16 protein-coding genes are annotated in these 15,108 nt (G+C 62.9%); 9 read left to right on the forward strand and 7 right to left on the reverse strand.

Features of this window, described 5'->3' with window-relative positions; all coding sequences use genetic code 11:
• The first annotated feature begins 249 nt into the window (after positions 1–249).
• Positions 250–2,451 carry an esterase-like activity of phytase family protein gene (locus QFZ88_RS11030; RefSeq protein ID WP_024922759.1) on the forward strand — a complete coding sequence of 734 codons (2,202 nt, stop codon included), beginning with the start codon at positions 250–252 and terminating at the stop codon, positions 2,449–2,451.
• Positions 2,452–2,640: 189 nt separating this feature from the next.
• Here the strand turns inward: QFZ88_RS11030 and QFZ88_RS11035 are convergent, their stop codons facing one another.
• Positions 2,641–2,781 (reverse strand): DUF1127 domain-containing protein, encoded by a 141-nt coding sequence (locus QFZ88_RS11035; RefSeq protein WP_065998133.1) that lies wholly within the window; start codon positions 2,779–2,781, stop codon positions 2,641–2,643.
• A gap of 176 nt (positions 2,782–2,957) precedes the next feature.
• Positions 2,958–4,409 carry an MFS transporter gene (locus QFZ88_RS11040; RefSeq protein WP_024922760.1) on the reverse strand — a complete coding sequence of 484 codons (1,452 nt, stop codon included), beginning with the start codon at positions 4,407–4,409 and terminating at the stop codon, positions 2,958–2,960.
• 94 nt (positions 4,410–4,503) lie between these two features.
• Here QFZ88_RS11040 and QFZ88_RS11045 point away from each other — a divergent pair, with 94 nt between their 5' ends.
• Positions 4,504–5,175 (forward strand): helix-turn-helix transcriptional regulator, encoded by a 672-nt coding sequence (locus QFZ88_RS11045; protein ID WP_024922761.1) that lies wholly within the window; start codon positions 4,504–4,506, stop codon positions 5,173–5,175.
• Between the two features lie 77 nt (positions 5,176–5,252).
• On the opposite strand, the gene QFZ88_RS11050 is transcribed toward QFZ88_RS11045, so the two are convergent.
• Entirely contained in the window at positions 5,253–6,263 is a 1,011-nt protein-coding gene (locus QFZ88_RS11050) for an NAD(P)H-quinone oxidoreductase (RefSeq protein WP_024922762.1), read from the reverse strand.
• A gap of 118 nt (positions 6,264–6,381) precedes the next feature.
• Here QFZ88_RS11050 and QFZ88_RS11055 point away from each other — a divergent pair, with 118 nt between their 5' ends.
• From QFZ88_RS11055 to QFZ88_RS11065, 3 genes are all read left to right on the forward strand, one after another.
• Entirely contained in the window at positions 6,382–6,573 is a 192-nt protein-coding gene (locus QFZ88_RS11055) for a DUF1192 domain-containing protein (protein ID WP_024922763.1), read from the forward strand.
• A gap of 93 nt (positions 6,574–6,666) precedes the next feature.
• On the forward strand, positions 6,667–7,911 hold the full coding sequence (locus tag QFZ88_RS11060; protein ID WP_024922764.1) for an MFS transporter: 1,245 nt from the start codon (positions 6,667–6,669) through the stop codon (positions 7,909–7,911).
• 45 nt (positions 7,912–7,956) lie between these two features.
• A complete protein-coding gene (locus QFZ88_RS11065) occupies positions 7,957–8,220 on the forward strand; it encodes an ArsR/SmtB family transcription factor (RefSeq protein WP_024922765.1) in 264 nt (87 codons plus the stop codon).
• A 75-nt stretch (positions 8,221–8,295) separates the two neighbouring features.
• On the opposite strand, the gene QFZ88_RS11070 is transcribed toward QFZ88_RS11065, so the two are convergent.
• The gene (locus QFZ88_RS11070) at positions 8,296–8,757 is read right to left on the reverse strand and encodes an SRPBCC family protein (RefSeq protein ID WP_024922766.1); all 462 of its coding nucleotides are present in this window, start codon (positions 8,755–8,757) and stop codon (positions 8,296–8,298) included.
• A complete protein-coding gene (locus tag QFZ88_RS11075; RefSeq protein ID WP_024922767.1) occupies positions 8,754–9,230 on the reverse strand; it encodes an SRPBCC domain-containing protein in 477 nt (158 codons plus the stop codon). The genes QFZ88_RS11070 and QFZ88_RS11075 overlap by 4 nt, the downstream gene beginning before the upstream one ends.
• 208 nt (positions 9,231–9,438) lie before the next feature.
• Between QFZ88_RS11075 and QFZ88_RS11080 the strand changes: the two genes are divergently transcribed.
• Complete coding sequence (locus tag QFZ88_RS11080; RefSeq protein WP_024922768.1) at positions 9,439–9,951, forward strand: winged helix-turn-helix transcriptional regulator; 513 nt, start codon at positions 9,439–9,441, stop codon at positions 9,949–9,951.
• Between the two features lie 145 nt (positions 9,952–10,096).
• Complete coding sequence (locus QFZ88_RS11085; RefSeq protein ID WP_024922769.1) at positions 10,097–10,528, forward strand: GlcG/HbpS family heme-binding protein; 432 nt, start codon at positions 10,097–10,099, stop codon at positions 10,526–10,528.
• A 76-nt stretch (positions 10,529–10,604) separates the two neighbouring features.
• On the opposite strand, the gene rpmF is transcribed toward QFZ88_RS11085, so the two are convergent.
• Both rpmF and mtgA read right to left on the reverse strand, forming a co-directional pair.
• The gene (gene rpmF, locus QFZ88_RS11090) at positions 10,605–10,787 is read right to left on the reverse strand and encodes a 50S ribosomal protein L32 (protein ID WP_024922770.1); all 183 of its coding nucleotides are present in this window, start codon (positions 10,785–10,787) and stop codon (positions 10,605–10,607) included.
• Positions 10,788–10,930: 143 nt separating this feature from the next.
• Positions 10,931–11,689 carry a monofunctional biosynthetic peptidoglycan transglycosylase gene (gene mtgA / locus QFZ88_RS11095; protein WP_024922771.1) on the reverse strand — a complete coding sequence of 253 codons (759 nt, stop codon included), beginning with the start codon at positions 11,687–11,689 and terminating at the stop codon, positions 10,931–10,933.
• Between the two features lie 75 nt (positions 11,690–11,764).
• Between mtgA and QFZ88_RS11100 the strand changes: the two genes are divergently transcribed.
• Together QFZ88_RS11100 and QFZ88_RS11105 are read left to right on the forward strand one after the other, a co-directional pair.
• Complete coding sequence (locus QFZ88_RS11100) at positions 11,765–12,688, forward strand: polyprenyl synthetase family protein (RefSeq protein ID WP_024922772.1); 924 nt, start codon at positions 11,765–11,767, stop codon at positions 12,686–12,688.
• Between the two features lie 84 nt (positions 12,689–12,772).
• Positions 12,773–15,106, forward strand: a complete 2,334-nt coding sequence (locus QFZ88_RS11105; RefSeq protein WP_024922773.1) for a response regulator — start codon at positions 12,773–12,775, stop codon at positions 15,104–15,106.
• The last annotated feature ends 2 nt before the right edge of the window (positions 15,107–15,108 follow it).

A 15,108-nucleotide genomic window follows, 5' to 3' on the forward strand; every position in this document is an offset into this window, starting at 1 on the left:
TAAATCCTTCTCGTTCGCCCGCGTTCCCGCGCGGGCGGTGGTTTGAGCCACCAGTAAGGGAAATCGGGGCGTATATAGCTGTTAACGGCTCCGATCGCAACGGTTTTGCGGAACCGCGCATTGGGCGGCAGCCAATGCGCACCGGTTCGCGCGATTGTCACCAAAGCTTCATGTCCCCGTCATCCCGGTGAAATGCGCCTCCCCCAATTGGGAAGGCGTTTTTCCACATACGATTTTGAGGGGTCCAATATGCTTCGTCCGTCCTGCCTTATTGCGCTCACCGCCGCTCTTGCCGCCTCTGTTGCCCTACCGGCGAAGGCGGAACAGGTGTTCAATCGCATTGCCACCTTCCCGGTCGCTTCCAACCTGCCAGCCGCTGCCGACAAGAAGGCAAAGACGTCGGCCGAAATCATCGCCGCCACAGATGACGGCAAGTCGCTGGTCTATTCCGACAGCCCCTACGGCGCGGTCGGCTTCGTCGACATCGCCGATCCGAAAGCCCCGAAGGCCGGCGGCCTCGTCAAGATCGACGGCGAACCCACCTCCGTCACCGTTGCCGGCGGCAAGGTGCTGGCCGGCGTCAACACATCCAAGAGCAAAACCGATCCCAAGGGCAACCTGACCGTCATCGACATCGCCACCAGGAAGGTCGAGGCAAGCTGCGATCTCGGCGGCCAACCGGATTCGGTGGCGCTGAGCAAGGACGGCAAATATCTCGCCGTCGCCATCGAGAACGAGCGCGATGAAGAGTTGAACGACGGCGCGATGCCGCAGCTGCCGTCCGGCAACCTCAAGATCGTTTCGGTCGCCGCCGGCGTTCCGGATTGCGCTTCGATCAGGACCGTCGAGGTCACCGGCCTGTCGGAGATCGTCCCCGAGGATGCCGAACCCGAATTCGTCGCCTTCAACGACGCCGGCGAAATCGCGCTGACGCTGCAGGAAAACAACCACATCGTCGTGGTCAACGCCGCGACCGGCGCTCTCGTCTCGCATTTCTCGGCCGGTTCGGTGACGCTTGAAAACATCGACACCAAGAAAGACGGCGCTCTGAACTTCTCCGGCAAGATCGAGAACGCACTACGCGAGCCCGACGCCGTGAAATGGCTGGATAACGATCGTCTCGTGATCGCCAATGAGGGTGACTACAAGGGCGGCTCGCGCGGCTTCACCATATTTTCCAAGAAGGGCGAGGTGCTCTACGAATCCGGCACCAGCTTCGAATACGAGGCCGCCAATCTCGGCCACTATCCGGAGCACCGCAACAAGAAGGGCATCGAGCCGGAAGGCATGGAAGTCGGCACCTATGGCGGCCAGAAGCTTGTCTTCGTCGGCGCCGAACGTGCCTCGCTGGTCGGTGTCTACCAGGATACGGGCGCTGCGCCGAAGTTCCTGCAGGCACTGCCCTCGGGCATTGGCCCGGAAGGTCTGCTCGCCATTCCGGCGCGCAACCTCTTCGTCACCGCCAATGAGACCGATCTCATCGAGGATGGCGGCGCTCGCTCTCATGTCATGATCTACGAACGCGCCGAGGGCAAACCGGCCTATCCGATGATCTCCGCCGGCCTGACCGACAGGGGCGTGCCGCTCGGCTGGGGTGCACTCTCGGCACTCGCCGCCGATCCCGAGACCGCCGGCAAGCTTTACTCGGTTTCGGATTCAGCTTACGCCGCACAGCCCTCGATCTATACGATCGACGCCACTCAAACGCCGGCCAGGATCGTTGCCAAGACCGTTGTGACCCGTGGCGGCAACCCCGCTCAGAAGCTTGACCTTGAAGGCATCGCCCCAGACGGCAAGGGCGGTTTCTGGCTGGCATCGGAGGGCAACAGCGAGAAGCTGGTGCCACACGCCATTTATCGCGTCGACGACAAGGGCGAGATCAAGCAGGAGATCGCTTTCCCGACCGAATTGCTGCCCAACGAGACCCGTTTCGGCCTCGAAGGCATCACTACCATCGGCGAAGGCGACGACCTCACCTTGGTGGCTGCGGTGCAGCGTGAGTGGAAGGACGACCCCAACGGTCAGGTCAAGCTGCTCGCTTACAAGCCAAAGACCAAGGAATGGGCCGCCGTGCGCTACCCGCTGGAAAAGGCGAGCAAGGGCTGGATGGGGCTGTCGGAGATCACCGCCCACAACGGCAAGCTCTACGTCATCGAGCGCGACAATCAGATCGGCACCGAGGCCAAGGTGAAGCGCATCTACGGCGTTGGCCTAGACGGCTTCAAGCCGGCCAAGCTCGGCGGCGAATTGCCGGTGGTCGAAAAGACACTGGTGCGCGACCTGCTGCCCGACATGAAGGCGGCCACCAACGGTTATGTCGTCGACAAGGTCGAGGGCTTCACCATCGACAAGGTCGGTGATGCCTATGTCGTTACCGACAATGACGGCGTCGACAATTCCTCAGGCGAGACCTTGTTCCTGCGGCTTGGCAACATCGCCACCATCAATTGAGTTCCCTGCCCCGGGTGCCTCCCGCCCGAGCGAAAATGGCCACGGCTTCGCGCCGTGGCCATTTTTTTGAACGGAACAACCGGAGCCGGTGAGAAATATCCAGCCCGGAAAAGACAAAACCCGCCGGACTGGGTCCAGCGGGTTCGGAACCGGCGACGCGATTGAAGTCGCGCCAAACGTCGGCTCTGCTTAGACGGCCGCGCGAGCGACACGCTCGATGTCAGCGCGGCTGATGCCGAGATCGTCCAGCTCGCGGTTGTTGAGACGGCTCAGTTCGCGAACGGTCTGGTTGTAACGGCGCCAATTCTTGTAGCTGCGGATCAGATTCATCTGTCCCTCCTAATTTTCACAATCTCTTCGTATGGCGTTCAAATAGGCATTCCTGCCCATTTGTTGAACAGACGCTTTTGCATGGCAGCAATGCTTTGCTGCATTGCAACATCACCAAAAGGTAAACGGCCGGCCCGTTTCCGGGCCGGCCGTTTACCAACGCGACGATTGTCCGTTCAGGCGGCTCCTGGCTCGACGGCGATCGCCGCTCCGCTATTCTTCACCGGGCATGTACGCGCCACCTGCCGGACGGTGAGGAAACAGACCAGCGGAGCCAGGGCGAACAGACCGAACAGCCACCGTGAAGCGCTCGCCGTGCCGGTCACGCCGCCCGGGTCGATCAGGCCGCCAAGATTGGCCACCATGCCGGCCAGTGCCGCGCCAAATGCCGTGGCAAACAGTGTCACGGTGGAGATGGAGGCCGACGTGATGTCCTGTTCGTCGGCTGGCGCGGCCTTGAAGATGCGCGTCAGGATATGCGGCCATGCGATGCCGACACCAAGGCCGATGGCGGCGAAGGCGACACAGATCGGTGCCAGAAGCAGCCAATCCTGGCCACTGCCGAGCGGGAAGAGCACGGCAAGCGCCGCCATTCCCACGAAGCTGAGCAGCGGAGCGGCAAAGATGGCGCGATCGATGCCCTTGCCCTGGGCGCCGGAACTCGAGATCGATCCCAATGTCCAGCCGGCCGACATTACGGCGGCGAGGTAGCCGGCAATGAGCGGCGTCTGCTGGTAAAGCACTTGCAGGAACAGCGGGACGAAGATTTCGGACCCGGTCACGGTGACACCGAGCAGCGCCATCGTCGCAAACAGAGCTCCCAGCGCCGTTGACGGCCGGAACGCACCGCGCGGCAACAGCCTGTTGCGGGCGCGGCTCTCGACGCCGATCAGCAGCGCGACGAGCACGATGGCCGCGCCGAGACCAAGCAGGTTATGGATCGGATCGGGCGAAACGCTGCCGGCCGACACCGCAAGCACGGCACCGATCAGCAAGACAAGCTGCAGGACAGGCACCGTCGTGCGCTCGTTCCTGTCGGGACTACGCCCCGGCAGAATGGCAACCGCCATCACGGCGAACAGAACGGCTACTGGCGCAAGCGACCAGAACGCCGCCCGCCACACGCCATATTCGGCGAAGATGCCGCCGATGGCCGGTCCGATCAGTGTCGCCACGCCCCACATGCCCGACACCAGCCCCATGGCACGCGGCCACAACGTTTCGGGGAAGACGATGCGGATCATGGCGTAGGACAAGGCAAAAAGGAAACCACCGCCGAAACCCTGCACGGCTCGGCCGGCGAGCAAGGCCGGCATGGACGGTGCAAAGCCGCAGATCAGTGTGCCCAGTGCAAAGATCAGCGCCGCGACGAGATAGGCGCCACGAGGGCCGGCGAGCCCGAGCAGCCTTGCCGAAAGCGCCGAACCGAGAATGGAGGTGGCGACGAAAATCGTCGTGTTCCAAGCGTAATAGTCGATGCCGCCAATGTCCTTGACCACCGAGGGCAGGATGGTGGTGGCGACATAGACATTGATGGCGTGCAGCGCGACGCCGCCGGCCAGAGCCAGCGAACGGATCGCGTTGGTGCCGGAGAGCAAAGCACCCCAGCCTGTTTCCTGTTGAGACATGGGAAGTTCCTCTGGCGAGGCGGGCTTGCGCCAGCCTTCGCCTTTGATTATTTTCAAAGAGAAGACTTGGTTAAATATCGAGCACCTGCTTAATATGTCAAGCGACGACTTGGAAAAATGGCGTAATCTTCCGCGTCCCGTGGCGGACCGGCTGCTGACGCTTTTGAAGACACGCGGCCCACAAACCGCGGCCGATCTTGGCAGGGCGTTGGGAACGACCGGCGAAAACGCCCGCCAGCAACTCGGCAAGCTCGCCGCCGAAGGTCTCGCCGAGCCGCATTCGGAAGTGCGCGGCGTCGGCCGTCCGGTTCAGTTGTGGCAGCTCACCGAGGCCGGCAATGCCCGCTTCCCTGACGCGCATGCCGAACTGACGGTGCAGTTGCTGCGCGCGGTACGGACAACGTTCGGGCTGGCCGGCCTGGACAAGTTGATCGATGCGCGCGAGAGCGAAACGCTGGCAAACTACAAGCGCGAGATGGACGGCATCGCCGACATCAAGGACCGCGTGTCGAAACTCGCCGATATCCGCTCGCGCGAAGGCTATATGGCCGAATGGCGCGAAGAAAACGGCGCTTTCATGCTGATCGAAAACCATTGTCCGATCTGCGTCGCCGCCACCACCTGCCAGAATTTCTGCCGGTCTGAGCTGGCTATTTTCCAGGAAATCCTCGGCCAAGACGTTTTGGTCGAGCGGCGGGATCATATTCTGGCCGGCGCCCGTCGTTGCGCCTACAGCGTCACGCCGAGGCATCCGCAACCTGCTTGAGGCAAGTTGAAAACCATTTTGCCGGACCGGCCTTCGACGGCCGGTCCTTTCGCAGATGTCGAGAAGCCTGAGCGGCCTCAGCCGACGTCGAGCACGATCTTGCCGATGTTGTCGCCTTCTTCCATCCGCTCATGGGCGCGCCAGGCTTCCCTGAGCGGAAAGATCATGTCCATCACCGGCGCCACCCGCCGGGTAGCAAGCAGCGGCCAGACTTGCGTTTCCAGCGCCGCGGCGACGGCGCCCTTGAATTCGACCGTACGGGGCCGCAGCGTCGAGCCCGTATGGACCAACCGCTTGACCATCAGCTTTGAGAAATCAGCCTGGGCAACGGCGCCATGCTGCGTCGCGATCTGCACGATGCGTCCCTCGATCGCCGCCGCGTCATAGTTGCGGCCGACATAGTCGCCACCGACCATGTCGAGGATGACGTCGGCGCCCTTGCCATCCGTCGCCTCCTTCACCGCCTTGACGAAATCCTCCTCGCGGTAGTTGACGGCGCGGTCGGCGCCGAGCTTCAGGCAGGCTTCGCATTTCTCGGTGCTGCCGGCGGTGGCAATCACATAGGCGCCCATCGCCGAGGCAAGCTGGATCGCGGTGGTGCCGATGCCTGACGAGCCGCCATGCACAAGCAGTGTCTCTCCGGTCTTCAGCGCGCCGCGCTCGAAGACATTGTGCCACACGGTGAAATAGGTCTCCGGCACGGCAGCCGCCTCGGTGTAGGTGAACCCGGCCGGCAAAGGCAGCGCGTTGGACGCATGCACCTTGGCATATTCGGCATAACCGCCGCCCGGCGTGAGCGCGCAGACCTGGTCGCCGACGCGCCAGCGCGATGCACCCGCGCCAAGTGCTGCCACTTCGCCGGCCACTTCGAGGCCAGGCAGATCGGAGGCGCCCGGCGGCGGCGGATAGGCACCCTTGCGCTGCAACACATCCGGCCGGTTGACGCCCGCAGCATGGACGCGGATCAGAATTTCGCCCTCGCCTGGCGTCGGCACATCGCGCTTTTCCGGCTTGAGCACCAACGGTCCGCCGGGGGTGGAGATCGCCACCGCCATCATTTTTTCCGGGATTTTCTGTCCGTTCACCATGATCCTTGCCATTTTCCTCCGCGCGCACGGCGGGATGATTTTGCCCCCTGCCCCATGTATGCTTCCCCTATCTATGCGGATTGCCCGACGAGGCAAACAGCAAAAGGGAGGAGCGACGATGGCAATCTTCGACGACGAACCCACCAAAAAGGCACCGGTGCACGCCATCGGGCAGGATCTGGCGTTGCTGTCGGTCGGAGAGTTGACCGAGCGCATCGGGCTTCTGCGGGACGAAATCGTCCGGCTGGAAGCGGAATTGACCAACAAAGGCACCAGCAAATCAGCGGCCGAGGCGCTGTTTCGCCGCTGATCGTCGCAACGGCGGTACAACGCCGCTGAAAAGCCTGAAAACATAGTCCCCACTGCCCGTCGCCCACACTGATTCGAGCAATGGACTGTTTCGATGTTCGCAGCCTACCGTCCGATCCTCTCTTTGCTTCGCGGCACCGCTTTCCTGCTTGCTGCGTCCGGCCTGCACGGCCTGCTCTTGCCGCTGCGCGGTCAGGCTGAGGGGTTTTCGACTGCGGCCCTCGGCCTGATGGGCACCGCCTGGGCGAGCGGTTTCGTCGCCGGCTGTTATTTCGCACCGCGCCTGGTGCGCCGCGCCGGCCATGTCCGAGCCTTTGGCGCCTTCGCCGCCAGCGGTGCCATCATCGCCCTTTTGACCGGATTGTTGATCGACGAATATGTCTGGATCGCGCTGCGTGCCTTCACCGGCTTCACCATGGCAGGCGCCTTCATGGTCATCGAAAGTTGGCTCAATGAAAAGGCCACCAACGAAAACCGTGGCACCGTCTTCGGCCTCTATATGATGGTCACATATGCTTCGATCATGGGAGGCCAGATGATCGTTGCCGGCGGCGACGTCAAATCGGCTTCGCTGTTCATGATCACCGGCATCTTCTTCTGCCTGTCGCTGCTACCGACCGCTGTCTCCAGCGCCGCGCATCCCAAGCCTTTGCAGGATGTGAAGCTTGATTTGAAAGCGCTCTACGCCAACTCGCCGGTTTCGGCGGTGGCCTGCCTGCTCATTGGCATCGCCAATGGCGCCTGGGGCACGCTGGGCGCGGTCTATGGCGCACGCATCGGCATCTCGACCGCGCAGATCGCCCTGATGATGAGCCTGGTTGTGGTGGCGGGTGCCGCCATGCAAATTCCAGCCGGACGCGTTTCCGACCGCACCGACCGCCGCTACGTGCTGGTAGCCGCCGCCGTCGGCGCGGCACTCTGCGCAGTCGTCATGTTCCTGTTCCAGTTCCGGAACAGCACACTGGTCATCGCCTTCACCGCCGCCTATGGCGCTTTTGCCTATACGCTTTATTCAATCGCGGTGGCCCATGCCAACGATCACGCTGCGCCGGAGGAATTCGTCAAGGTTTCGGGCGGCCTGCTCATGCTCTACGGCTTCGGCACGATGATCGGGCCGATGCTTGCCGCAGCCCTGATGGGATGGCTGAGACCCGAGGGCCTATTCCTGGCGACAGCCTTCGCGCATCTCGCTCTGGCCGGTTACACCGCCTTGCGCATCAGCCGCCGCGCCCCGGTTCCGATCGAAGCGCGCGAGGCCTTCAAGACCCAGCCGGCGGACCGTGCCGTCACGCCCGAAGCCGTTCGCCTCGACCCCCGCACAAAAGCCGAAACAACTTAAACGTTCCCTGTTGAGATTTAATGCAACTTGCCTCACAAATGAGGCATGATGCTTTCCGATGCTTTCGTCGCCATTGCTGATCCAAACCGGCGTTATCTTCTGGAGGAATTAAGGCGGGGGCCCAAAACGGTGAACGAATTGGCCTCCGGCTTGCCCGTTTCGAGGCCCGCGGTTTCCCAGCATCTGAAGGTTCTGCTCGAGGCGGGATTGGTCAGCGCCAAGCCAGAAGGCACGCGCCGGGTCTATGCTGTCGCCAACGGCGGTTTCTTCAAACTCAACCTCTGGCTCGACCAGTTCTGGGAAGACTGACCTGGATCGATATTTGCAGGCGCATGCCCCGCCGGCCGGGCCCGCGCCAATCGCAATTGCCTGCGATCATATCCTTCAGAGATTGCCGGCCGCCTTACCAAGCAGGTCCAGCAGGTCGGCTGTCCCTTCCTCCCGGTACTCCGGCTTGTCGAGCCCGTCGAGAAAGCTGGCCTGTTCGGTAAAGACCAGCCGCGTGCCTTCGCCATGCGGTGCGAGTTCGATCGTCGCCAGTGACACCGAGATGCGCTTGCCGTCCATGAACATGTCGTAGGCGTAGACGATGCGCTCTTCCGGCACGATGTCACGATAGACGGCATCGAACGTATAGACCGGCCCGCCGGGCTGGCCGCCGGAAAACACCTCGCGGCCGCCAATGCGAAAATCGAACTCGTATGTGCCGGCATTCCCGCCATCGGCATCCGCGAACCAGCGCCGTTTCGCGGCCTTGTCCGACAGGGCATGGAAAATCTTCGACGGCGTGGCCGGATAGATGCGCTCGATGGTGAACGTGGCATGTTCGATGGAACGATCGCTCATGGCTCTTCTCCCGTTGAAAGATGTTGAAATTCGCTGGCAAGCCGGCCGAACGCGGCGGTGAAGCCGGCTCTGTTGCCGGCAATCATGGCTTCGCTGCCAAAGGCGGTGATCTGGGCGGTAAAGGTCAGCTTCGTGCCGCCACCTGCGGGCTCAAGCACCACGCTGAGCAGCGCGACCGACAGTGGCTTGGCATTCTCGTGGACCGCCTCTGTCGAGACGATCCTCCGGTCCGGCACAATGTCGTGGTAGGAAGTCTCGATCCGGTAGATGAGATTTCCCTGCGGTCCGCAATGGCCGACATCGGTCCCACCGACGCGAAAATCCGCCCGATCGTAGACCAGCGCGGTGTCGTCTGATGGCTTTCCCCAGCGTTGCCGCGCTTCGACATCGGCAAGTGCCGCGAACACATCGGCAGGAGTTGCCGGAAACAGCCGCTCGATCAGGATCGTGTCGTGGAAAACGCGTTCGTTCATCGTCCTTCTCCATATGATCCCACCTTGGAGATCGTTCTTCCGGTTAACCGCCGCGCTGCCGATTTCGTCTGTACGAGCCCGCCCTCGCGACGCGCGGCATCATTCCGCGGCAAAACTTCGCCACGGCCGTCAAACTGATTGCGTTTTGCAATTGGTTGCACCATAATGACACTGATAGCATAATGCAACTGGTTTTTTGGAGGCTGATATGGCTATGGATTTGCGGTCGGGTTGTCCCATCAATCTGTCGTTGGAGGTCTTCGGCGATCGCTGGAGCCTGATCATCCTGCGCGACATCATCTTCGGCGGACGTCGCCATTTCCGCGAACTGCTCAACGGCTCGATCGAGGGCATCGCCTCCAACATATTGGCGGACCGGCTGAAACGGCTCGTCGAACTCGGCATGCTGACAAAGGCTGATGACCCTACGCACAAGCAGAAGGCGATCTACAGCCTGACCGAGATGTCGATCACCCTGATACCGATCCTGGCGCAACTCGGCGCCTGGGGCCGTGTCTGGCTACCGGTCAGCGAGGAACTGTCCATCCGCGCCAAGATCCTGGAGGAAGGCGGCATGGCGCTGTGGCAGGATTTCATGGACGAGTTGCGCTGCGAACATCTCGGCATCGGCACGCCGAAGCCGGTGGACGCCACCGTGCGGGCGCGGCTGCAGGCGGCCTATCAGGCGGTGGTGGACGCGCAGTTGCGCAAGGCTTCTTAGCCACGACACACCGACCGCCACGATGCATGGCGGCGCGAAGCTGTTTCAAGCCGAACGCACCTTGCTCGCCAGGGATGTGGGCCGGAAGATCGGGCATTGGCGCCGGCAGAGCCGAGCCACCGCCCCGAAACGCAGGAGCCCGCGCATGACCAGCTTTCCGCTCGACCAGGCCAATCGCATTATCGAGGGCGCCTTTGCCAAGGCAGCGGCGCTAGGCCTCAAGCCGCTGGGCGTCTCGGTGCTCGATACGGGCGGCCATCTCGTCGCCTTTCAGCGCCAGGACGGCGCTTCCTTCCTGCGCCCGCAGATGTCGTCCGGCAAGGCCTATGCTGCGCTCGCCGTCGGCATGGGCGGGCGCCGTGTCGAAGCCGTCGCCAAGGAGCGGCCGCATCTGACCGCGGGCGTTTCCGACCTGTCCGGCGGCAGGATCTTGCCGGTGGTCGGCGGCGTGCTGATCCGCGACGGCTCGGGCACCGTGATCGGTGCCGTCGGCATTTCCGGCGACACCTCCGACAATGACGAGGCAGCCGCTATCGCGGGCATCGAGGCTGCAGGCCTCGTCGCCGACGCGGGCTGATTTCCTCGCAGTCGCCTAAACGCAAAAAAAACCGGCCAATAGCCGGTCTTTTTTGATTCACCCGTAGGGAAAGCGATCAGCTTTCCTTCGGCTCCAGAACCTGGCGGCCACGATACATGCCGGTCTTCAGGTCAACATGGTGCGGGCGGCGCATTTCGCCGGAATTCTTGTCCTCGACATAGGTCGGGGCCTTGAGCGCGTCGGCTGCACGGCGCATGCCGCGCTTGGACGGGGAAGTCTTTCGTTTCGGCACAGCCATGGATATGCTCCATTCATTCGGTCAATGGCCCGCGTCGCCCTGGTGAAAGGGCCGCTTACGGCCGAGTTCTAGAAGAAAGTTGCGTGCCTATACACGGCTGCCGGCCTTTTGGCCAGTGTCGCGATTACTTTTTTTGAACCGGCTCAATCAAGACAGCCGACATAGGCGCCAGCTCGAGCCGCACGGCGTTCGATAAGCGCGGCCAATCGCCGAAGTCCCGGCCCTGGCTTGCCAGGATCGCGCGTGATCGGATTGGGCAACGCCACCGCCAGCAGCGCCGCCTGCCGCCGCGACAGGTTTTTGGCCGAGACGCCGAAATGATAGCGCGCCGCCGCCTCGATACCATAGATGCCAGGCCCCCATTCGGCGATGTTGAGATAGATTTCCATGATGCGCCGCTTCGACATCAGCGCGTCGAAATAAACAGCCAGCGGCAGCTCGACCACCTTGCGCACGCTGCCCAGCGGCCGCGACCACAGGAACAGGTTCTTCACCGTCTGCATGGTGATGGTGGAAGCGCCGCGCGTGATTTCGCCGGCCATGGCATCATCGACGACACCCTTGAGTTCACCCAGATCGACGCCATGATGGGAACAGAACTGGCCGTCCTCAGACATGATGACGGAATTGGCCAGCACCGGCGCCACGTCGTCGATCGAAACCCAGCGACGGTCGTAGCCGGAGAAAGTTGCAAGGTCTTTCAGCATCAGCGTCGACACGGGGTGCACGAAAGAGGGCATGTAGAGAAAGGTCAGCACGGCCGGAATCAGCGCGAGCACGACCGCGACACGCAACGCACGCCAGAGCAGGCGCCGGTAGTCACCGCGTCTGCTCCTCGGTCGCGACGCCATGTCCAACCCTTCGGTATCGTGATCGGTGATCGGCTCTGCCACCCGCCCAATCCTGTCACTGCTGCTTCGGCATAAAGGCGCTTGGCTTCTTGCGCAATGTCTGAGTGTCGGCTACCGCTCGCCGCCATGGCAGCGCGGAACCTTATCCCTTTCGAGGCGGCGCTTATGGCGCGCGCCGACCAGGTTGAAGCGCGGCTGCGCGCATTGCTCGACGACCGCCCTTTGTCGGGCGAGATTGCGCGGCCACGGCGTCTGTTGGCCGCCATGCGCCACGGTGTGCTGAATGGCGGCAAGCGCCTGCGCCCTTTTCTGGTCCTGGAAAGTGCTGCCCTGCTGGCACCCGACCATGACGAAGCGCCGGCACTGACCGTCGCCGCCGCGCTCGAATGCGTGCATTGCTATTCGCTGATCCATGACGACCTGCCGGCCATGGATGACGACGATCTGCGCCGCGGCCAGCCCACCGTGCACAAGGCCTTCGACGAGGCGACCGCCATTCTCGCCGGCGACGGCCTGTTGACATTGGCCTTCGACACGCTAGCCGACGAGGCGTTAGGCCTGCCAGCCGATCGTCGCGCGTCATTGGTACTGGCGCTCGCCCGCGCCGCCGGCAGCGGCGGCATGGTCGGCGGCCAGATGCTGGATATCGAAGCAGAGACGTCTGCCCCCGACGAGGCCGGCATCATTCGGCTGCAGGCCATGAAGACCGGTGCGTTGATCCGCTTTGCCTGCGAGGCGGGTGCGGTGCTGACCGGAGCTTCCGCAAGCGACCGCGAGAGGCTTGCCGAGTTCGGCTCTGCCATAGGCCTCGCCTTCCAGCTTGCCGACGACCTCCTCGACCTGACCGCCGATGCCGGTACCATGGGCAAGGCAACCGGGAAGGATGCCGCCGCCGGCAAGGCAACGCTGGTCGCCTTGCATGGCGAGGCCTGGGCGCGACGACAGTTGAGCGGGCTCGTGGAACAGGCCCATGCACTGCTCGAGCCCTATGGCGAACAGGCAGCATTGCTGAAAGCGGCCGCGCATTTCGTGGCGATCCGTAGCAACTGAGCCGCCTTCCAGCCCGGAACGAAATGTTAATGGTAATAGAGCGTAATCCCGGCCGTTAAACGGCGCGTATGGGTGGGGTTACGCATGCCTGAGTATTCTTCTTTCATCCGGTCCATCCGGACCCGTTATCTTTCCGGTTTGCTGATACTGGCGCTGGCCGTCACCGGCACCATCATCGTGCTCAATCGCGCCGGTTCCTACCGGTCCGAGATCGACCTTTTGAGCAGCCACATCGTCGCCTTCGCCCGCGATCTGAACAATGCCACCGGTTTCGCCGAAACCGCTGTCAGCACTTGGAACCCGAACACCCGCGATGCACTCGCCGGTTCGGCCAAGGATCACGCGCAGCGCCTCAACACCGGCATGCAAGCGCTCAGCGCCGAACTCACCGCCATCACGCCGAAGCTGACCAAGCAGACGCAGGACGAACTGAATGCCGCCTCCGTCAACGGCTACCTCCTGTGGTCGGCGCGCGACATCCTGCGCAACTTCGATCTGATGATCGGCGCCACCCGGGCCGAGGACTGGAATTACCGCGAGATCCGCAACCAGAACGATCTGTTCGCCCAGCCCATGCTGGCGCGCGCCCGCTCGGCCATGGATGTCGAGCGCCGCATGGCCGAAACGCGCAGCGAAAACCTGCTTTTGTGGACGAGCCTGTTGCTCTGCGCCGCCATGATCGCCGTCGGCGTCTGGATCTTCCGCCCGATGGAAAAGGCTATCCGCCGCGCCTTTGCCGAAACCGCCGAGTCGCTGTTCAAGGCCGAGGCAGCCGACCGCGCCAAGTCGGAATTCCTCGCCAATATGAGCCATGAAATCCGCACGCCGATGAACGGCGTGCTCGGTATGGCCGAATTGCTTGCCAAGACCGAGCTCAATCCGCGTCAGAAGACCTTCACCGACGTCATCGTCAAGTCGGGCAACGCGCTGCTCACCATCATCAACGACATCCTCGATTTCTCGAAGATCAATGCCGGCCAGCTGACGCTCGACCCTGCACCGTTTCCTCTTGCCGAGGCGGTCGAGGACGTCGCCACGCTGGTTTCGGCCCGCGTCGCCGAAAAGAACCTGGAATTGATCGTGCGTGTCGACCCGCGCCTGCCACACCATGTCGTCGGCGATGTCGGCCGCTTCCGGCAGATCATCACCAACCTGCTCGGCAATGCCGTGAAATTCACCGAGAAGGGCCATGTGCTGATCGACGTATCGGGTGACGCCGCCGACGGCATCGCCCAGCTCAAGGTACGCGTCGAGGATACCGGCATCGGCATCCCGGCCGACAAGCTGCAGAACGTGTTCGAGAAATTCGCGCAGGTGGATTCCTCATCGACGCGCCGCCACGAAGGCACCGGCCTTGGCCTTGCCATCGCGGCCAGGCTGGTCGACCTGATGGACGGCCAGATCGGCGTCGAAAGCGAGATCGGACGCGGCTCCGTGTTCTGGTTCTCGGTGCCGTTGCCCGTGCACGAGGGAAGCGGCGACAACGAGATCGTGCCGGTGGACGTCACCGGCGCCCGCGTGCTGGTCATCGACGACAATCCGGTCAATCGCGAGATCCTGCTGGAGCAGCTGCGCAGCTGGAGTTTCGACTGCGCGGCCGCCGAAAGCGGCGCCGTCGGCCTGGCCTTCCTCGATCGCGCCAATCAGCTCGGCGCGTCGGTGGATTGCGTCATTCTCGACTACCAGATGCCCGGCATGAACGGCGCCGATGTCGCCAAGGCGATCTCTGCCGACAGCCGCCTGTCGTCCATCCCGGTCATCCTGCTCACCTCGGTCGACCAGGTCGACTTCGCCAAGTTGATCCTGGATTTCGGCATCGCTGCCCACCTCACCAAACCCTCGCGTTCGGCGGTATTGTTGGGCACGGTCATCGCGGTCATCCAGAAGGCCCGCAGCCAGGCCGGCAAGGCGCATTTCGTGCGCGAAGCCACGCCCGCCGTGCTGGCTCCAACGCAGCCGGCCTTCACCGTCATTCGCGGCACACCGCCTTCGTTGCCCAAGCCCGAGACGATTGCGAATCCTGCCCGCCCCGTCGACATCCTGATCGCCGAGGACAACGAGGTGAACCAGCTCGTCTTCGGCCAGATTCTGAACGGGCTGGGCCTGAGCTATCGCATCGCCGCCAATGGCCGCACGGCCGTCGAGATGTACAAGACGCTGAACCCGAGGCTGATCCTCATGGATGTCTCGATGCCCGAGATGAACGGCTACGAGGCAACCCGCGCCATCCGCGCGACCGAGGCCGTCAACTGCACCCGCACACCGATCATCGGCGTGACAGCGCATGCGCTGAAGGGCGACCGCGACAAATGCATCGAGGCGGGCATGGACGATTATCTCGCCAAACCGATCTCGCCCGACAGGCTCGGCGCCAAGATCGGCACATGGCTGAGCGAAACGGTGGCCAAGACCGCCTGATC

Source organism: Mesorhizobium sp. YL-MeA3-2017 (genome assembly GCF_030814575.1).
GTDB classification, from domain to species: Bacteria; Pseudomonadota; Alphaproteobacteria; order Rhizobiales; family Rhizobiaceae; genus Mesorhizobium; species Mesorhizobium terrae.